Raw genomic sequence first — 15,626 nt, 5'->3', positions numbered from 1 at the left:
GAAGCAGCGGCGGGCCGGTCCCGACCCAAGGTTTCCGGCGCGACGCGGACTTTCGGAATCGGATGTCATGACCCAAGCCGTCTCGCAGTCCCGAATGGGAAATGGCTCTAAGCTCCGGAAGGCCGTCCTTCGGTTCCGCTTCCTGATTGGCCTTCTGCCTTCGCCAAACTGACCTCCAGGCGCTCGATCAGCGCCCGATAACGCGGATGATCGCGCAGAGGATTCATATCCACGTCCTGCGCCATCCAGCGCACTTGCTGCAATCCAAGCTGCGGCACGCAGCGCTCCAGCGTGTCGATCGCCTTTTCGACGACGCCGATCGCCGCCAGGAAACACGCGACATTGTAGTGGCTGTTATAGTCCTCGGGGTCGATGGTGATCGCGCGGTCGGCCCACTGGAGGGCGCGTTCGTCCAGGCCGAGATTGTGGAGGATGTAACAACCATAGGCATAGGCTGCCCCATCGTCCGGATAGAGCTGCATGGCTTTCTCGATGCGGGTAAGCAACTCCCCTGAAAGCCTGTGGGCTTCCTCCTCGTCGCCCAGGGTCTTGCGGCAATCCCATAGCATGCACATTGCACCATAGCTGTTGCGATCAACCTCCGCCGCCTTCTCGTAGGCGGCCGCGGCCTCTGCAAACTTGCGCTCCATGCGCAGCACGTCGCCCAAGGTCCTGTGCGCCTCGTAGAGATCGGGATCGAGAGCGATTGCTCGCCGGCAGGCGGTGCCTGCGAGCTCGATTTGCTCCTCCTGGAAATGCGCCATCGCGTGGGCCACGTGAGCTTCCGCCAGCGTCGAGTCCAAGGCCAGCGCGCGCTGAGCCTCGGCGCTCAAGGTGACAAGGTTTGCGCTGGGATCTCCGGATCTCAGCAACATGCCTTCAGCTAGCGCCAGCCCGGCCCGCGCCAGCGCATATTCGGGATCGATCTCGAGCGCCCGCTGGTAGAGGCGTCGGGCGGAAAGGTGATTGCGACGGCCCAGGCGCAAGAAATGCTGCCGTCCCATGAGGTAATATTGATAGGCTTCGACGTTCTCGGTCGTGCGCTTGCCGATGGCAGCATACTCGGCCGGCATCAGCCGGATCTTCAGGGCATCGACGATGGCCCGCGCGATCTCGTCTTGGAGCGCAAATATGTCGTTGAGATCACGGTCGTAGCGCTCGGCCCACACATGGTGCCCACTCATCCCGTCGATCAGCTGCGCGGTGATGCGAACGCGACTACCCGCCTTGCGTACGCTGCCTTCCAGCACATGCGAAACGCGCAATTGCCGCGCCGCTTCGCTGACATCCATCGACTTGCCTTTGAGGGTAAAGGTCGTGTTGCGCGCGGTGACTGCCAGCGCCCCGACCTTGCTGAGGTCCGTAATGATGTCCTCGGTGATGCCGTCAGAGAAATATTCCTGCTCTGGGTCGCCGCTCATGTTGGTGAAAGGCAGCACGGCGATCGATGGTCGGTTGCGGAACAGAAGCGCATCCTTGGCCGGCGGCACGGACGAGCTGGTGGGGGATTGCTCAATGGACATGACACGGTAAGCGCGTACCGGCTCCGCAATGTTGTGAACCCGTTGCTCGCCGATATCCGTATAGACGTATTCGAGTTTGCCTTTTACTTGATCGTAAATGGCGCGCCCGATGCAAACGCCACCAGGCTCCGCGAGCTTTTCAAGCCGTGCCGCGATGTTCACACCGTCTCCGTATATCGTGTCGTCTTCGACGATCACGTCGCCGAGGTTTACGCCCATACGGAACGCCATACGCCGGTTTTCGGGGAGCCCGGCGTTCTCGCCGCCCAGCTCGCGCTGCAGCTCGATCGCACACTGCACGGCGTTAACCGCGCTCCCAAACTCGATCAGCAAGCTGTCCCCGGCCGAGCCGACGATGCGTCCGTGGAACCGGGCGATTTTGGGCTCGAACACCTCAGCTCGGAGCCGCCTCAACCGTCCCAGCGTTCCCGACTCGTCGGCCGCCATCAGCCGCGAGTAACCTGCCACGTCGGCAGCCAAGATCGCCGCAAGCCTGCGTTGCTCTTCTCGCAAGGAACGGACCTCCCGCCAGTTGGAACAATCTTAGCCTAAGAAACGGCGCGAGCGAGCCCTTGTTCATCGCTGATTGAAACCTGCAAGCTCAGCGGTGTCGAGCCGCTCGGCTACCTTGCCGATGTCCTCGCCAGGATCGTCAACGGCCACCCCAACAGCCAGATCCATGACCTGCTGCCTTGGGCCTACATCGGGCTCCCGAGCTTAAGGCCGTGTCTGAGTTCGGGTGATACGCGGCCTCGCCAACTCATTCGGCTAGTTCAAGACGCCCCTGAGCTCGCCCCTCGATCGCCTTCAGGAAATGGTCGGACGTCGATGTCCATCCAAAGAGTATCTGCACGAGCGTGATCGAGGCATCATGATTGCTCCTTGAGGCGTCCCAAGCAATGGGCTCGCTGGTGCAATCCGTCAGCAGTATGCAGTGATAGTCCCTGAAGAAGGCATCCCGAATTGTCGATTCCACACACACGCTGGTCGTGCATCCCGTCACGATGAGGTGTTTGACGCCTGCGGTCTTTAGAACAGAATCGAGTTCGGTCTCGTAGAAGCCGCTGAACCGTGTTTTGTAGAGAACGACATCTCCTGCCTGTGGCTTGAGGTCGTCGACGATGTCTGTTCCCCAGGTGTCGCGGATCAGAATCCGGCTCTCGTTGCCATCCGGCGTTATTATGCTCTCACCGACCCCAAAGACCTGGAGGTGTCGGATACGGTTGGGGGCGTCCGACCTCCCAAGGTCCGAGAGGTCTGACAAATACCCCATCTTCAGATAGACGACGGGCACTCTCAAGTTGCGAGCGGCAGCGATTACGCTGGCAGTAGGGCCGACAGCCCTCTGGATCCCGGAGATATCGATTCCGGCTCTGTCGAACATTCCACCCTTGGAGCCGAAGTCATTCTGCATGTCCACGACGAGAACTGCAGCGTTAGCAGGATCAATTGAAATAGGTTGAGGCTTCGCGTCGATGACAAGTGGATGCATCATTGCCCTCCCACCAGCATGAGGTGTCGCTCTTTGCGCCGTTGGCTATCATGACCCGCCACCTACATCGCGTCAACAAAGGGGGAGCTACATCCCTGCTTGGCGGCCTAAGAACAGCGGTTACCCTTGTTCGGATGCCTGGAATCCAAAATTGGCATTAAGGAAGCATATCGGAGCGAAATTCGACTGCGCGGCAGGTCGCAGAACCATACGGAACAATGCGGGAAGATCAACGATAGGCGCGTGCCGTTTACGGACGAACGCGGATGACCGTCTTCCCCTTGCGCCGCTCGGTCGGGTTGAAGGCGGCGACGGCTTCGTCGAGGGTCGCGATGTTGCCGATATTCTTGCGCAGTCGTCCGTCCCGCACCCGCTGGACGATCTCACACAGTTGGGCACGGTCGGACTCGACAACGAAGTCGACCGCCAGGCCGTCGTCGGGCCGCGCCTCTGGTGGGCCGACGACCGACACCAGTGTTCCTCCGGCTCGAATCAGGCCTGCAGAGCGCTTCTGGATGTCGCCGCCTATGACATCGAACGCCAGATCGACCCGGCCGACGTCTTCCAGAGGGTCGTTATCGAGGTCAACAAACTCCTGCGCACCGAAGTCGAGTACCGTCTGACGGTCGGCGGTGCGCCCGGTTCCGACGACGTAGGCGCCGGCCTCGCGCGCCAGTTGCACCACCATCGAACCGACTGCGCCGGCCGCGCCGTGGGCGAGGACGCTCTGCCCCGCCCGAAGACGGCCATGCTGGAACAGCCCCTGCCATGCGGTCAGTCCCGAGATCGGCAGGCTAGCCCCCACCGTGAAGTCGACGTCGCCCGGCAGCGGCGCGAGGTTGCGTGCCTCGATAGCTATATACTCCGCCAGGGTGCCGTCACGATACCAGTCGGCGAGGCCGAACACCCGCTGTCCCAGCGACAGTCCTGCTGTGCCGTAGCCGAGAGCTGTGACCACCCCGGCCAGTTCGTGTCCGGGGATCGACGGCGTCCGGTCACGGTCGAGGCGATCGGTCCAGGTCGAGGGCCAGGCTAGCTCCGTCGGGACGAATCCCGACGCATGAACCTGAACGACCACGTCGTTTATCGCCGCTTGCGGCTCCGGCCGCTCCACCAGCCTCATTCCGGCCGTTCCAGAGGCCTGGTCCGTCACAACAATTGCCTTCATCGTCCATCTGCCTGTGCGTGGTAGGTCTTCTGGATGAGGCGCGCAAAAATCAACACTGCGGTACAAAGCATCTGCTTCTCACATTAAAAGGGAGCGTTGTTCTAAAGCCACCTTGCCACTGTTACCGGCGCGATGAAACCCGCATCGGGTGTCCATGGACGAGCGGACACGCATTCTGGAATCCGGAGCTGGCCAGCGCCGAGGATCAGGGCGCCAAGCGTGGGCGAATCTGGCCAAGGACGGGAAAGAGCTTGTCCGACATGATCAGCGGCTCCGCAATGTCGCCATCGACGGTGGTTGGTGAATTGGCGGGTGGTCGGATACGTCCGGCCGAGTTGTGGCGCCTATCCGCCGGAAAATGAAATTTTCCGCGCCATTTTCATCTGCCGCCGGCGTGGCCTCTGCCAACGCGGCGTCGATCAGCATCGCCATGCGAGTGTGGATCGGGGACTTGATGCAGGCTGGATCCGTAGCCGCGGCATCGCCGGCAATCGCCATCGCCTGACATCTGCAGCCGCCCCAGTCGACCTCGCGACGCTCGCAGCTTCGACACGGCTCTTGCATCCACTCGGTGCCGCGGAAGGCATTGAATGCCGGTGAATCGGTCCAGATTTCGGCAAGCGTGCGCTCTCCGAAGCGCTCGAAGCGGAGCGACGGAATGGTCTGCGCGGCATGGCACGGCAGCACCGTGCCGTCGGGCGTCACCATGAAGGCGTCGCGCGCCCAGCCGCCCATGCACGGTTTGGGATAGGTGGCAAAATAGTCCGGCGTGACGAAATCGATGTTGATGATGCCGGCGAGTCGTTCGCGCGCCGTCGCGACGACGTCCGCCTGCCGGTAGACCGCAGCAAGATCGGGCATCAGCGCATCGCGATTGGCCAGCGCCCAGCCGGCATACTGGACGTTGGCGATCTCAAGCCGCTCCGCGTCCAGCGAAAGGGCAAGATCGATGAACTCCGGCACTTCCTCGATATTGTGACGGTGGATTGGCGCATTGATGGTAAGCGGCAGGCCGGCCACCCGCGCGCGGCGTGCCGTCTCCAGCTTCTTTTCGTGGCTGCCCCGATGGTTGCCGATGCGATCGGTGGTTGCCGGCCGGGCCCCCTGAAAGCTCAGTTGCAGGTGGTCGAGCCCGGCTTCGGCAAACGCCTCGATGCGGCCTTCGGCTATGCCGATACCGGCGGTGATGAGGTTGGTGTAGACACCGCGAGCCGAAAGCCCGGCGATCAATTGCTCCAGGTCTCGGCGAAGCGTCGGCTCGCCGCCGGACAGATGCACCTGCAGAACACCGAGATCGGCGGCCTGCGAGAAGAGATCGAGCCAGGTCTGCGTGTCGAGCTCGCGATTGGCTTTCAGCAATTCGAGCGGGTTGGAGCAATAAGGGCACTGCAGCGGGCAGCGATGCGTCAGTTCCGCCAGCATGCCGATCGGAGGAAGAATGGGCTCGCTCATAGCTTCACCAAAAGCTTGTCGGACCATTCCTGCAGAAAGGCGATGACGTCGGCCGTCACGGCCTCCTGATCGGCGTCATAGTCGGAGGCAAGGTGGGCGATGATGTGGCCGACGGTGGACCGCCCATCGCAGCGGCGCAATATGTCGAGGCTGATATCGTTCGGCCAGAATACCTTCTCCGGCGAAAGCACGGCGAAGGCCTGCCGCACCGGGTCGTACTGTATGCGCACATGCTTGGGCAGCGATGGCACCGATTGCAACGACACGACGGTTCTTTCGCGCAGCGCTATCATCAGACCGACTCCGGGCGGAAGGCGCCGGGCGGTATATTTCCAGGCGCGCCATAGGCATGTTGAAGCGCGTCGAGCATGGCCCAGAGTATATCGCATTTGAACACCAGCGCATCGATCGCCTGCTGCTGGCGCTCCGCCGTATCGGCATGGCCCAGCACGTAGGCGAGGGCGAAGTCGGCGTCGCGCGATGCCTGCTCGGGCCGCCGGCTGAAATAGGCCAGCGTATCCTCGGTGATGTAGTCGTATTTCGCCAGCATCGCCGGCACGCGCTCGCCGATGATGCGCGGCGAGAACATCTCGGTCAGCGAAGACGCGACCGCCTCGAGCAGCGTCCGGTTCGCGCAGAAGGAAAGGTAGGCGCCGACGGCGAAACGGGTCGCCGGCAGCGCCAGCCTTTCGCTCTTGACGGCTTCGGCATCGAGCCCGAGCGAGGTTGCCAGATGCAGCCAGCGCGCGATGCCGCCGCTCCAGCCGTCCCCGCCGTCGTGGTCCTCGATGCGTTTGCGCCAGGCGGCGCGAAACGCCGGATCCTCGGCATGTGCAAGAATCATGGCGTCCTTGCGCGGAATGACGGCCTGGTAACAATAGCGGTTCAGCGCCCAGGCCTGCATTTCGGCCTTCGACAGGGCGCCGCTGGTCATTCTGTGATGAAAAGGATGGCGGTTGTGATAGCGCTCGTCACCGACCTGCCGCAGCGCGGCCTCGAGCCCGCTCTTGGACAGGCCACCTCTGGCCGCGTCGCGGAAATCGCTCAAAATTCCATCTCCATCCCATCGCTGGCGACTTCCCAGCCAGCCGCTTTGACCGCCGCGTGCTCGGCGGAATTCTCGTCGAGAACAGGATTGGTGTTGTTGATATGGACGAAGATACGGCGGCCGATCTTCACATCGGCCAAGCCGGCAATCGAACCCGCCTCCCCAGACATTGCGATGTGCCCCATGCGCGCACCGGTTTTCTGGCCGACGCCGGCAATGATCATCTCGTCGTCCGTGTAGACGGTGCCGTCGAACAGAAGGTAGGCGGCATCGGCCAGACGAGAGCGCAGGGAGGCATCGATGCGCGCGCAGCCCGGGATGTAGAAGACAGCGCCGCGGCTGCCGGTGCCGGTGATGCGGACTCCGATCGTGTCGCCCGTGTCGGAGCTGAAATCGGCGCTAGGATCGCCTCTTTGCTCGAGATAGAGCGCGATCTTCCCGGGCACGGGAAAGGCGTCGACGACCACACCGGTCTCATGGCCGTCCGCATTGCGGATCGCCAGTTCCTCCGTTGGCGCCAGGAGGCGCCGCGGCACGATCGCCGGATCGAGAACATTGAAAATCGAATTCGCCTCCAGCGTCGCCAGCACCTGTGCCGTCGCATAGATTGCGAAAGGCTCTCGTTCACGCAGGCTGAGCAGGCCGGCGATATGGTCTATGTCGGCGTTGGTCAGCACCACCGCGCGGATAGGCGTCGAACGCAGCGGCGCGTCGGCCGCGGGCTGCAGTTCAGGCGTTTGCGCAATCTGCTGGCGAATGTCGGGCGACGCGTTGAAGAGAACCCAGCCTGCCCCGTCCGCCGATGCGGCAATGGATGATTGGGTTCGCGAATGCACGCTGGACATCCCGGCGCGAGCCGCGCGGCTCAGGCGATAGTTGCAGTTCCATTGCGGAAAGCCGCCTCCGGCCGCCGATCCGATGATCTTCACGCGCATGGCAAATGCCTGCTCCGCAGCCCATTTGACTGGCTTCTCGGCGGTAAACGGCTTCGCGTCCGCGTTTCCTGCAGCAAAGCGCTCACATGCAACTGGGTGCATGCCCCTGTTGTCAGGGACATGCACCCTTGCGGCCTACTTCCTGGGAGGAATTTCAGCAGGCAGGTACCGCGAAATTTCGAAGCCCGCAGCAACCTGGCACATGGTCGGTTTCTTCCAGCTCTTCTTCTTCATGGCATTCTCCTCTTTGCCGGCCCGAAGGGGCGGGTCATGTCGTTGGTGCCATTGCGGGCAATGCAATGGCTCGTCCATCACTTCACAAATGGACAAATGAAACACTGGGTTCTCAAACAACTAAAGAAAACTATCTGCCTCGAAGATCAGTTCCTTCCTCCATCGCCTCTGCAATTTCGCGCCGATCAAGCTCACCCCGGCGTCGCCGTGATCGCGTTGTCATGTTCGTCGATCAGCGGCACGTTGTAGTCGAGCAGGAGCTTGTTGATCTCTGCCTGGTTCTCCCGGATCACTTTGTTGAGCGTGCGTTTCCATTCCTGGTCGGATGGACGCACTCCCATGGTGATGCGGTAGGACATGCGCGAGCCGGTCCTTTCCTTGACCAGCGGGACGATCGCAACATTCGCCTTGAGTTGCTTGGCATAGTAGCCTGCCATCGGTCCCCACAGGATCGCTGCGTCGATCTTGCCGGCAAGCATGTCCTTGATCACAACCTCTCCCATCGACGGGGTGACGCGCGTATCGACGGCCAGCGGGTAGATTTTTGCCGTTCGCAAGAGTTTGTTGGCGGCCATGTTGGCAGTCGGCGGCGTGCGTTCGACGACGCCAATCCTCTTGCCGGTGAGTTTCGGATCCTCGATCGTCTCGACACCCTCGAGGTCGTCGCCCTTCGGATGCACGAGCACATAGGAGGAGCGATAGTAGGCATTGGTGTTCTGCACCAGCTCATCACCCTGGGCATAGCCCATGATGACGTCGCATCGGTTGGCGGCAAGCGTGTTGCGCACGAAGCCGATGACGGTCGGAAACCATGTGTAGGCGACCGACTTCCTTCCCGTCTTCCTGGCAACCAACTCAGCCAGCTTGTTTTCGAAACCTTGGCCGTTCTGGTCGGTGAACGGCATGTTCGAGGGATCGGCGCAGACGCGCAGCGTATCTGGGTCGACCAGTTCGCCCGCTGCTCCGAGGCCTGCGCTCTGCGCCTGGGCGTTCGACGGCGACATGGCGAGTGCGCCGAGGATCAGCAAGATAACGCGCGGGTTCGATGCAACGCTTGCGGTCACTTCATCCCCCCATGCAGGATTTTTCGGCATCCTTGGCCGCCTGAGCCTTGTCTTCGTGCTTGGGCGGCCTGCCACGGGGTGCCACGCCGTCGGCGCGGGCGCGCAGATAGACGTAGAGATCGTCCATGTAGCAATAGACGTTCTTGTTGTCGCCAAAGGCAGGCATGACGTTTTCCTTGCCGCTGCCGGTATTCTTGCGGCCCTGGGCGACGATCGAGAGGAAAGTGGGGTAGTCGATGTTTTTCAGGCTGTTCGCCAGGGCCGGCGCGTAGCTCGAACCCGTTCCGTCCTGTCCATGACAGACATGGCAGTCCGAGTGATAGCGGCGATAACCGCTGAACGTATACCAATCCACGGTTCCGTTTTCGATCTTGTAGGTTGGATTTCCATCCGCGTCCAAATACTTGCCGCCCTCGTCCTTCACCGCCTTGGCTTTTTCGGCGCTGTCCTCGGCCCACGCCAGACTTGAGCCGGCCAGAGGCAGAAGAGCCAGGGCGAGAACGGAGATTGCAATGCGAACAGACATTCAGACGCTTCCTTCTTTTGCCAAGGACAAAGGGGTTTGCCGTCGCGCCGCGGCATTGATCGATGTTTGGGGTGCGCGTCAAATCGAGAGCCCGGAAATCTCCGGGCGATCCGGGCTCTCGTATTTTCCGGCCTTCGGTCTCTAGGGCCGTTTCCGGATATCAGTCCGGAAGACCGAAGACGGTCAGCTGGCCGCCCAGCGTCGTGTAGTCGGCAAGTGCTGCGTAGCCACCGACTGCTCCGAGACCCGCGGTTCCAACGACCGCGGCCTGATCGCCTTGAGCGCGGCCCTGATCGACGGCGCCGTGCCAGGCAGCGGCGTTATCGGGTGACAGCAATCCGCCGGCGAGGCCGATGCCGGCCCATCCGCCGACGCCGGACAGAACGGCGATGTACTGCTTGCCGTCATGCTCGAAGGGCGTGACGTTGCCGATGATGCCGGACGGAGTCTTGAACTTATAGAGTTCCTTGCCCTTCTCATCGACTGCCTTGATGTAGCCTTCGAGCGTTCCGTAGAAGACGACGTCGCCGGCGGTCGCCAGCGCGCCCGACCACACCGAGAACTGCTCGGGCTTCGACCAGACGATCTCGCCCTTGGCAGCATCCCAGGCAATGAAGTTGCCCATGTTGCCGTCACCGCCAGGCGCCGGATACATCGACACGGTGGCGCCCACGTAGGGCTGACCGGCCGTGTAGCTCACCTTGTAGGGCTCGTAGTCCATGCAGACATGGTTGGTCGGCACGTAGAACAGCCCGGTCTTCGGCGAGTAGGCGGCCGGCTGCTGGTCCTTGGTTCCAAGCGCTGCCGGGCAGACGCCCGTCGAGTTGGTGTCTTCGCCGTTCTGCTGGGTCGAATACTTGGCCACGACCTGCGGACGGCCATACTCCTTGCTCTTGGGGTCCGTGTTGACCTCAGTCGCCCAGTTCACCGCCGGATCGTACTTCTTGGCAACGAGAAGCTCGCCGGAGGCGCGATCCATGGTGTAGGCGAAACCGTTGCGGTCGAAATGCACCAGCACGTCATGCTTTTTGCCTTTGACCTCCATGCCGTCGACGAGAATCATCTCGTTGACGCCGTCAAAGTCCCATTCGTCATGCGGGGTCATCTGGTAGACCCATTTGGCCATGCCGGTGTCGGCATCGCGGGCGAAGATGGTCATCGACCAGCGATTGTCTCCGGGGCGCTGAACCGGGTTCCATGTCGAGGGATTGCCGGTGCCGTAGTAGACGAGGTTGAGCTTGGGATCATAGGAATACCATCCCCATGTCGTGCCGCCTCCCGTCTTCCACTGCTCGCCTTCCCAAGTATTCGTGCCGGAGTCCTTTCCGACCGGCTTGCCAAGCTGCGTGGTCTTCTCGGCATCGATCAGGGTTTCTGCATCCGGACCTTCCGAATAAGCCTTCCAGGCGAGCTTGCCGTCCTTCAGATCGTAGGCAGCCAGCCAGCCGCGGACGCCGAATTCCGCGCCGGATACACCGACGAGAACCTTGTCCTTGATGACCACGGGCGCCGATGTGCCGGATTCACCTTTTCCGCCGTCGGTGTTTTCGCCGTTCTTGACTGACCAGACAGCCTTCCCGGTCTTGGCGTCGAGCGCCACGACGGTGGTGTCGGCCTGGTTGAGAATGATCAACGCCGGGCGGTCGCCATCGGCAGGCGCATAGGCAACACCGCGATTGACGGTGTCGCAGCACATGATCGGAATGACGTTCGTGTCTTGCTTGGGCTCGTACTTCCAGAGGATCTTTCCGTCTTTGTTGAGATCGAGCGCGTAGACGGTGTTCGGGAACGGCGCGTGAACATACATCACGTCGCCGATGATCAGTGGTCCGCCCTCATGGCCGCGCAGCACGCCGGTCGAGAAGGTCCACTTGACCTGCAGGTTCTTCACGTTCTCCTTGGTGATCTGCTTGAGTGTCGAATAACGGGTGTTGGCGTAATCACCCGTCTGCATCACCCAGTCCTTGGGACTTTTGGCCATTTTCGCGAGTTCTTCGTTGGCTGACGCCGTATAGAGCGCGCCTAACGACAGTAGCGCAGTGGTCGTTGCGATGTAGGTAGCTTGCGTAAGTGCGCGCATTAAAATCCTCCCAGGTTGGTAACAAGAAATCGATCTGCAAGCTCGCAAGAGCTAGTACACGCGATTCATTGTGGGAAGTATTTCCGGCAGCGTGTCACGACCTGAACCAGTTCAGCAGAGGTACATTTCTGACCTCTACCTATCTAGCCCAGCCCTGCACCCGCCCGATTGGCCTACGAAAGACTGCCGCCGTTCCCGAATTACAGCGGCGTCCTTGAAGCCGGAAACGAGATAAGGCTATGTCATTGCAAAATGCCAGGCAAGGAAAAACCCCTCTGTAAGTTTTGCGCTGCAATATTTTTTTGTTGCATCGCAATATATAGACGAAGAGTAGAAATTTTCCACGATGTCAGATCGCAGAATGATTGTAAGCAAGCAAAAGAAAATAATGAATCTTACTTAAATGTATTATTTATGTGATAGTAGCTGTACTTTATTTCGACGTAGTTTGGTGACGCGGTTTGTGATGGCCATTATTTTTTATCGGTAGTGAGCGAGATGTGGAAAGAACCTGGTAAGACGGATGCAAGGCGGGTCATGAAGATGCCCAGAAACGCTGTCGGCGAAGGGCCGAGCATTCCTCCTTTGGTCCTATATGGAGGCGGTGAGAGGTTGACCGGGCTTTCGGCATGTCGCCAACTGGCGCCGGGTGATGCAGTTTCGATGCACCGCGCCCCGGCGACCGGAGGAATTCTCATGATCAGATATGTTGGATTTTCGATCCTGCCGCTCCTCCTTGCACCGACACCGGTCCTTGCAAATTCAGCCGGCGTTGCGGGAGACTACCCGACGGCGACGGTTGTAGATTATGTGCTCGGCTGCATGCAGACGAATGGCCAGACGCGTCAGGCGTTGGAGAGTTGTTCCTGTTCGATCGATGTCATCGCCTCGATCCTCCCGTACGACCATTACGAGCGGGCCGAGACCTTCAAGAGCATGTCTCTGACGACGGGCGAAAATGCAGGCCTGTTTCGCGAAAGCGCGCCGGCGAAAGCCGTGCGAACGGAGTTGAAGCGCGCTCAAGCGGAAGCCGACGTGCGTTGCTTCTAGAGCGGTTCACCGTTTCACGGAAACGCCGAACCGCTCTATCTCTTTGTTTTTACGCAATTCCAGACGGAAAACCGTTACACACTTTTCCTGGAATTGCTCTAATGCCAGCTCGCCCAAAAGTGCGCAGCGGTTTTGGGTGAACGACATGCATCAAAACAAGATTCAAAGTGCGTGGCCTTAATCCGTTTCGTCGCGACGCGCTATTTATGCGTGTCGGCCGTTTTAGGGCTCCTCAAGGGCATTTCGCCCGTTGCAGGGCGATCAGGTCACACCTGGAAATTGCTGATGGAACGACCGCAAAAGGTCGCTCGTCGCCTCTGGGCTGCGCTGTTGCCTGGGCAGCCTTACGTCGAAAATGCCGAGCACATGCGCGGGCCTGGGCGCGAGCACGATGATGCGATCCGACAGCATCAGGGCCTCTGTCAGATTGTGCGTCACCATCAGGGCGGTCGTAGGTCGCGCCGACCAGACGGTCACAAGCATGTGCCGAAGCCGTTCGGCGGTGCGTTCATCGAGTGACACGAAGGGTTCGTCCAGGAAAAGCATCGCCGGCTCGGTCGCGAAGGCCCTCGCAAGTGCTGCCCGACGCGCAAGACCGAGCGAAAGTTCGGCCGGATAGAGCGAGCGCATGCCGGCGAGGCCGAGAGTGTCAAACAGCCCGTCGAGATTTTTCGCTCGCAGGCCTTTTGGCAGTGCCAGCCTGACATTTTGCTCTACCGTCCGCCACGGCAGCAAGGTGGGTTCCTGGAACACGGCGGCTATGCGGTTCGAGCCGCCTTCGGCAGCTGGAAAGAACCGGAGAACTGCCTGTCGAGCCCAAGCAGAATACGCAGCGTCGTGGTCTTGCCGCAGCCCGATGGTCCGAGCAGGCAAGCGAATTCGCCTTGCCGGACCTCGAAGGAAAGGTTCTTGAGCGCCGTGACCGAGACGCCTTGCGCGGACCTGAAAGTCTTCTCGGCGATGTCGACCCTAAGCGGGGCGCCGGCGCCAACGGGTCGCGTGTCGTTCAACGGGCTGCACCAGAAGAAGTTCGATGACAAGCATCACAGCCACGAATGCCAGCGTATAGGCAAGAATGGCAGCGACGTCGAAGAGCTGGAAATAGAGATGGATCTGGAAGCCGACGCCATTGGAGCGGCCGAGCAGCTCGACCACCAGGACGATCTTCCAGATGAGCGCGATGCCCGATCGCGAGGTCGCGGCCAGATAGGGCTGCAGTTGCGGCAGCAGGATATGGCGAACGCGATCGAGGGGACCGAAGCGGTAGACGACTGCCATTTCGGCGTAACTGGGATCGAGCGCCCTGGTCCCTTCGCGCATGTTCACCACAACATTCGGAATCTTGTTGACGGCAACCGCGCCTATCGCCGCCACCTCGGTGAGGCCGAACCAGATGTAGGCCAGCACGATGATCACCAGCGCGGGGATGTTGAGGAACAGGACTACCCACGGACTGAAAAACCGGTCCGCGCCGCGATAGCTGCCGAGGAGGATGCCGATCACCGAGCCGACAATCATCGCGACGACGTATGCCGCGGCAACCCGGCCCAGCGTTGCGCCGAGATGGTAGAAAAGATCGCCGCTCGCCGCCTCCCGGAGCAACACCTGCCAGACCTCTCCCGGCCCCGGAAAGGCTCGGCTTCGCCAGGCATTCGCCGCCAGGCTCCACAGCAGGCAAAGTCCGAGCAGAGAAATTGTCACCGTCATCGCTGGCATCAGCGCCGTTGCATGACCGAGTCGGCTGGACGTATCGGCCGTGGCGCCAGGCGCGCGATCGTCAGTATCCCGTGCAGTCATTCCTGGGACCCCTGCCAGAACGTGCCGGGCGCCATTTCCGGCGCGCCGCCGACCAGCCTCTCGCCGCCGATCCCGGCCAGTACGCGGTAGAGCTTGCCGGCATCGGCCGCTTCCTCGGCGACCGGTCGCCTGGGGATGCCCTCGCGGTAGCGGTCGCGCAGCTTTGCCAGTTCCTTGCCTTCCGCGCGGACGATCGGCGCCAGGCGCAGCCACTCATCGTCGGACTTGGCCAGAATATCCTTGGCCTGCGCGGAAGCCTTGAGAAAGCCGCGGATGGCATCCGGATTCTGGTTCGCCCATTTGTCCTGGAATACATAGCCGAGCGCGGATACCGGGCCCGAAGCTCCAAGCGCCTTCTCAGCATCGTCGGCGCCGATCAGCCGACGGAAGCCGTTGGCCTCGAGCCGGGCGCAAAAATGCCAGAAATTGAGCACTGCATCGAGTTCGCCCTGAATTGCCTTTTCCGAAATCAGCGGCGGCGCGCCAAAGACGACGTCATTGACAGCCGGCAGGTCCAGGCCATGATCGCGTCTGGCCAGCGCCTGTATCAGCAGCCAGCTCTTGTCGAGGGCCCCGCCGGCGACGCCGATCTTCTTTCCCTTGAGGTCTGCGATCGTGCGGACCGGCGATGCGTCCTTCACCATGATCGCCCCGACCGCCGTCGAATAGGGGGCCAATGTGACATCGCCACCGGTCGAGCGCTGGCGCGAGACCCACAGCCAGTCGGTCACGATCACGTCGATCGCGCCTGCAAGTATCGCGACGTTGGTCGCGTCCTCTCCGGCGAAATAGCTGACGTCCAGATCGATCCCGTTGGCAGCGTCGAACTTGTGCTCCTTCAGCGTGTCGAGCTCCCAGCTCACCGTGCCGAACTTCAGCACGCCGATGCGGACCTTGGATGCGGCGGAGGCGGCGATTGGGTGTGAGCCAAGAATCGCCGCCGTGCCAAGACCCGCCAGTCGGAGCGTTTCCCGCCGCGAAATCATGAAGTTCCCTCCCGGGACTGCAACAAACCAGGGGCTTCCGTCAGATAGCTTGATCCTTCGTCGGGAAAGCGCATTTCCAGCGCCTGACCTTGAAGGTCGGGTGTTCGTGCGACCATTTCGCGATTTCGCTGGGCGCCAGCATCATGCATTGGAACAGAGAACCACGGCTCTCGAAATAGAGATGCTCGTCTCGGCAATCGCCAGGATTGGCGCTCAGGCAAACCGTCAATATGAGGTCGACCATATTCATCCGGCACCTCTTGCGTGCAAA

Annotated in this window: 14 protein-coding genes and 2 pseudogenes; 2 read left to right on the top strand and 14 right to left on the bottom strand. The window is 61.1% G+C overall.

The window, feature by feature from the left end:
- Positions 1-107 precede the first annotated feature (107 nt).
- The gene (locus RFM40_RS19165; protein WP_320227975.1) at positions 108-2,036 is read right to left on the bottom strand and encodes an adenylate/guanylate cyclase domain-containing protein; all 1,929 of its coding nucleotides are present in this window, start codon (positions 2,034-2,036) and stop codon (positions 108-110) included.
- 63 nt (positions 2,037-2,099) lie between these two features.
- On the opposite strand from RFM40_RS19165, the pseudogene RFM40_RS19160 reads away from it, so the two are divergent.
- Positions 2,100-2,225, top strand: a pseudogene (locus tag RFM40_RS19160) (transposase domain-containing protein); the annotation flags it as partial.
- Between the two features lie 58 nt (positions 2,226-2,283).
- Here RFM40_RS19160 and RFM40_RS19155 read toward each other — a convergent pair.
- From RFM40_RS19155 to RFM40_RS19115, 10 genes are all read right to left on the bottom strand, one after another.
- The gene (locus RFM40_RS19155; RefSeq protein ID WP_320227976.1) at positions 2,284-3,015 is read right to left on the bottom strand and encodes a cysteine hydrolase family protein; all 732 of its coding nucleotides are present in this window, start codon (positions 3,013-3,015) and stop codon (positions 2,284-2,286) included.
- Positions 3,016-3,265: 250 nt separating this feature from the next.
- Positions 3,266-4,183: an NADP-dependent oxidoreductase gene (locus RFM40_RS19150; RefSeq protein WP_320227977.1), complete on the bottom strand. Its 918-nt coding sequence runs from the start codon at positions 4,181-4,183 to the stop codon at positions 3,266-3,268.
- A gap of 264 nt (positions 4,184-4,447) precedes the next feature.
- Entirely contained in the window at positions 4,448-5,635 is a 1,188-nt protein-coding gene (pqqE, locus tag RFM40_RS19145) for a pyrroloquinoline quinone biosynthesis protein PqqE (protein ID WP_320227978.1), read from the bottom strand.
- Positions 5,632-5,928, bottom strand: a complete 297-nt coding sequence (pqqD, locus tag RFM40_RS19140) for a pyrroloquinoline quinone biosynthesis peptide chaperone PqqD (protein ID WP_320227979.1) — start codon at positions 5,926-5,928, stop codon at positions 5,632-5,634. The genes pqqE and pqqD overlap by 4 nt, the downstream gene beginning before the upstream one ends.
- Positions 5,928-6,683 carry a pyrroloquinoline-quinone synthase PqqC gene (gene pqqC, locus RFM40_RS19135; protein WP_320227980.1) on the bottom strand — a complete coding sequence of 252 codons (756 nt, stop codon included), beginning with the start codon at positions 6,681-6,683 and terminating at the stop codon, positions 5,928-5,930. The genes pqqD and pqqC overlap by 1 nt, the downstream gene beginning before the upstream one ends.
- Positions 6,680-7,618: a pyrroloquinoline quinone biosynthesis protein PqqB gene (gene pqqB, locus RFM40_RS19130; protein ID WP_320227981.1), complete on the bottom strand. Its 939-nt coding sequence runs from the start codon at positions 7,616-7,618 to the stop codon at positions 6,680-6,682. The genes pqqC and pqqB overlap by 4 nt, the downstream gene beginning before the upstream one ends.
- A 135-nt stretch (positions 7,619-7,753) precedes the next feature.
- Entirely contained in the window at positions 7,754-7,852 is a 99-nt protein-coding gene (locus RFM40_RS33850; RefSeq protein WP_108723373.1) for a hypothetical protein, read from the bottom strand.
- Positions 7,853-8,043: 191 nt separating this feature from the next.
- Positions 8,044-8,856, bottom strand: coding sequence for a substrate-binding domain-containing protein (locus RFM40_RS19125; protein WP_320228009.1), 813 nt, complete (start codon positions 8,854-8,856; stop codon positions 8,044-8,046).
- A gap of 61 nt (positions 8,857-8,917) precedes the next feature.
- Positions 8,918-9,442: a c-type cytochrome, methanol metabolism-related gene (locus RFM40_RS19120; RefSeq protein WP_320227982.1), complete on the bottom strand. Its 525-nt coding sequence runs from the start codon at positions 9,440-9,442 to the stop codon at positions 8,918-8,920.
- Positions 9,443-9,602: 160 nt separating this feature from the next.
- On the bottom strand, positions 9,603-11,522 hold the full coding sequence (locus RFM40_RS19115; protein WP_320227983.1) for a methanol/ethanol family PQQ-dependent dehydrogenase: 1,920 nt from the start codon (positions 11,520-11,522) through the stop codon (positions 9,603-9,605).
- Between the two features lie 612 nt (positions 11,523-12,134).
- Between RFM40_RS19115 and RFM40_RS19110 the strand changes: the two genes are divergently transcribed.
- Positions 12,135-12,572, top strand: coding sequence for a hypothetical protein (locus RFM40_RS19110; protein ID WP_320227984.1), 438 nt, complete (start codon positions 12,135-12,137; stop codon positions 12,570-12,572).
- A 261-nt stretch (positions 12,573-12,833) separates the two neighbouring features.
- On the opposite strand, the pseudogene RFM40_RS19105 reads toward RFM40_RS19110, so the two are convergent.
- From RFM40_RS19105 to RFM40_RS19090, 3 genes and pseudogenes are all read right to left on the bottom strand, one after another.
- Positions 12,834-13,582: pseudogene (locus tag RFM40_RS19105) on the bottom strand (ABC transporter ATP-binding protein).
- Positions 13,542-14,369, bottom strand: a complete 828-nt coding sequence (locus tag RFM40_RS19095; protein ID WP_430691707.1) for an ABC transporter permease — start codon at positions 14,367-14,369, stop codon at positions 13,542-13,544. Before RFM40_RS19095 ends, RFM40_RS19105 begins: the two are co-directional and overlap by 41 nt.
- The gene (locus RFM40_RS19090) at positions 14,366-15,355 is read right to left on the bottom strand and encodes an ABC transporter substrate-binding protein (RefSeq protein WP_320227986.1); all 990 of its coding nucleotides are present in this window, start codon (positions 15,353-15,355) and stop codon (positions 14,366-14,368) included. The genes RFM40_RS19095 and RFM40_RS19090 overlap by 4 nt, the downstream gene beginning before the upstream one ends.
- Positions 15,356-15,626: the final 271 nt, after the last annotated feature.

Origin of the sequence: Mesorhizobium captivum, from assembly GCF_033977165.1 — a bacterium.
Lineage (GTDB): Bacteria > Pseudomonadota > Alphaproteobacteria > Rhizobiales > Rhizobiaceae > Mesorhizobium > Mesorhizobium captivum.
This window is presented reverse-complemented; position numbering and strand designations above follow the sequence as displayed.

Excerpts from the sequence above, each read along its gene's own strand:
- RFM40_RS19155 (WP_320227976.1), bottom strand. The coding sequence starts at position 3,015 with ATGCATCCACTTGTCATCGACGCGAAGCCTCAACCTATTTCAATTGAT.
- RFM40_RS19150 (WP_320227977.1), bottom strand. The coding sequence starts at position 4,183 with ATGAAGGCAATTGTTGTGACGGACCAGGCCTCTGGAACGGCCGGAATG.
- pqqE (WP_320227978.1), bottom strand. The coding sequence starts at position 5,635 with ATGAGCGAGCCCATTCTTCCTCCGATCGGCATGCTGGCGGAACTGACG.
- pqqD (WP_320227979.1), bottom strand. The coding sequence starts at position 5,928 with ATGATAGCGCTGCGCGAAAGAACCGTCGTGTCGTTGCAATCGGTGCCA.
- pqqB (WP_320227981.1), bottom strand. The coding sequence starts at position 7,618 with ATGCGCGTGAAGATCATCGGATCGGCGGCCGGAGGCGGCTTTCCGCAA.
- RFM40_RS33850 (WP_108723373.1), bottom strand. The coding sequence starts at position 7,852 with ATGAAGAAGAAGAGCTGGAAGAAACCGACCATGTGCCAGGTTGCTGCG.
- RFM40_RS19125 (WP_320228009.1), bottom strand. The coding sequence starts at position 8,856 with ATGTCGCCGTCGAACGCCCAGGCGCAGAGCGCAGGCCTCGGAGCAGCG.
- RFM40_RS19120 (WP_320227982.1), bottom strand. The coding sequence starts at position 9,442 with ATGTCTGTTCGCATTGCAATCTCCGTTCTCGCCCTGGCTCTTCTGCCT.
- RFM40_RS19115 (WP_320227983.1), bottom strand. The coding sequence starts at position 11,522 with ATGCGCGCACTTACGCAAGCTACCTACATCGCAACGACCACTGCGCTA.
- RFM40_RS19095 (WP_430691707.1), bottom strand. The coding sequence starts at position 14,369 with ATGACTGCACGGGATACTGACGATCGCGCGCCTGGCGCCACGGCCGAT.
- RFM40_RS19090 (WP_320227986.1), bottom strand. The coding sequence starts at position 15,355 with ATGATTTCGCGGCGGGAAACGCTCCGACTGGCGGGTCTTGGCACGGCG.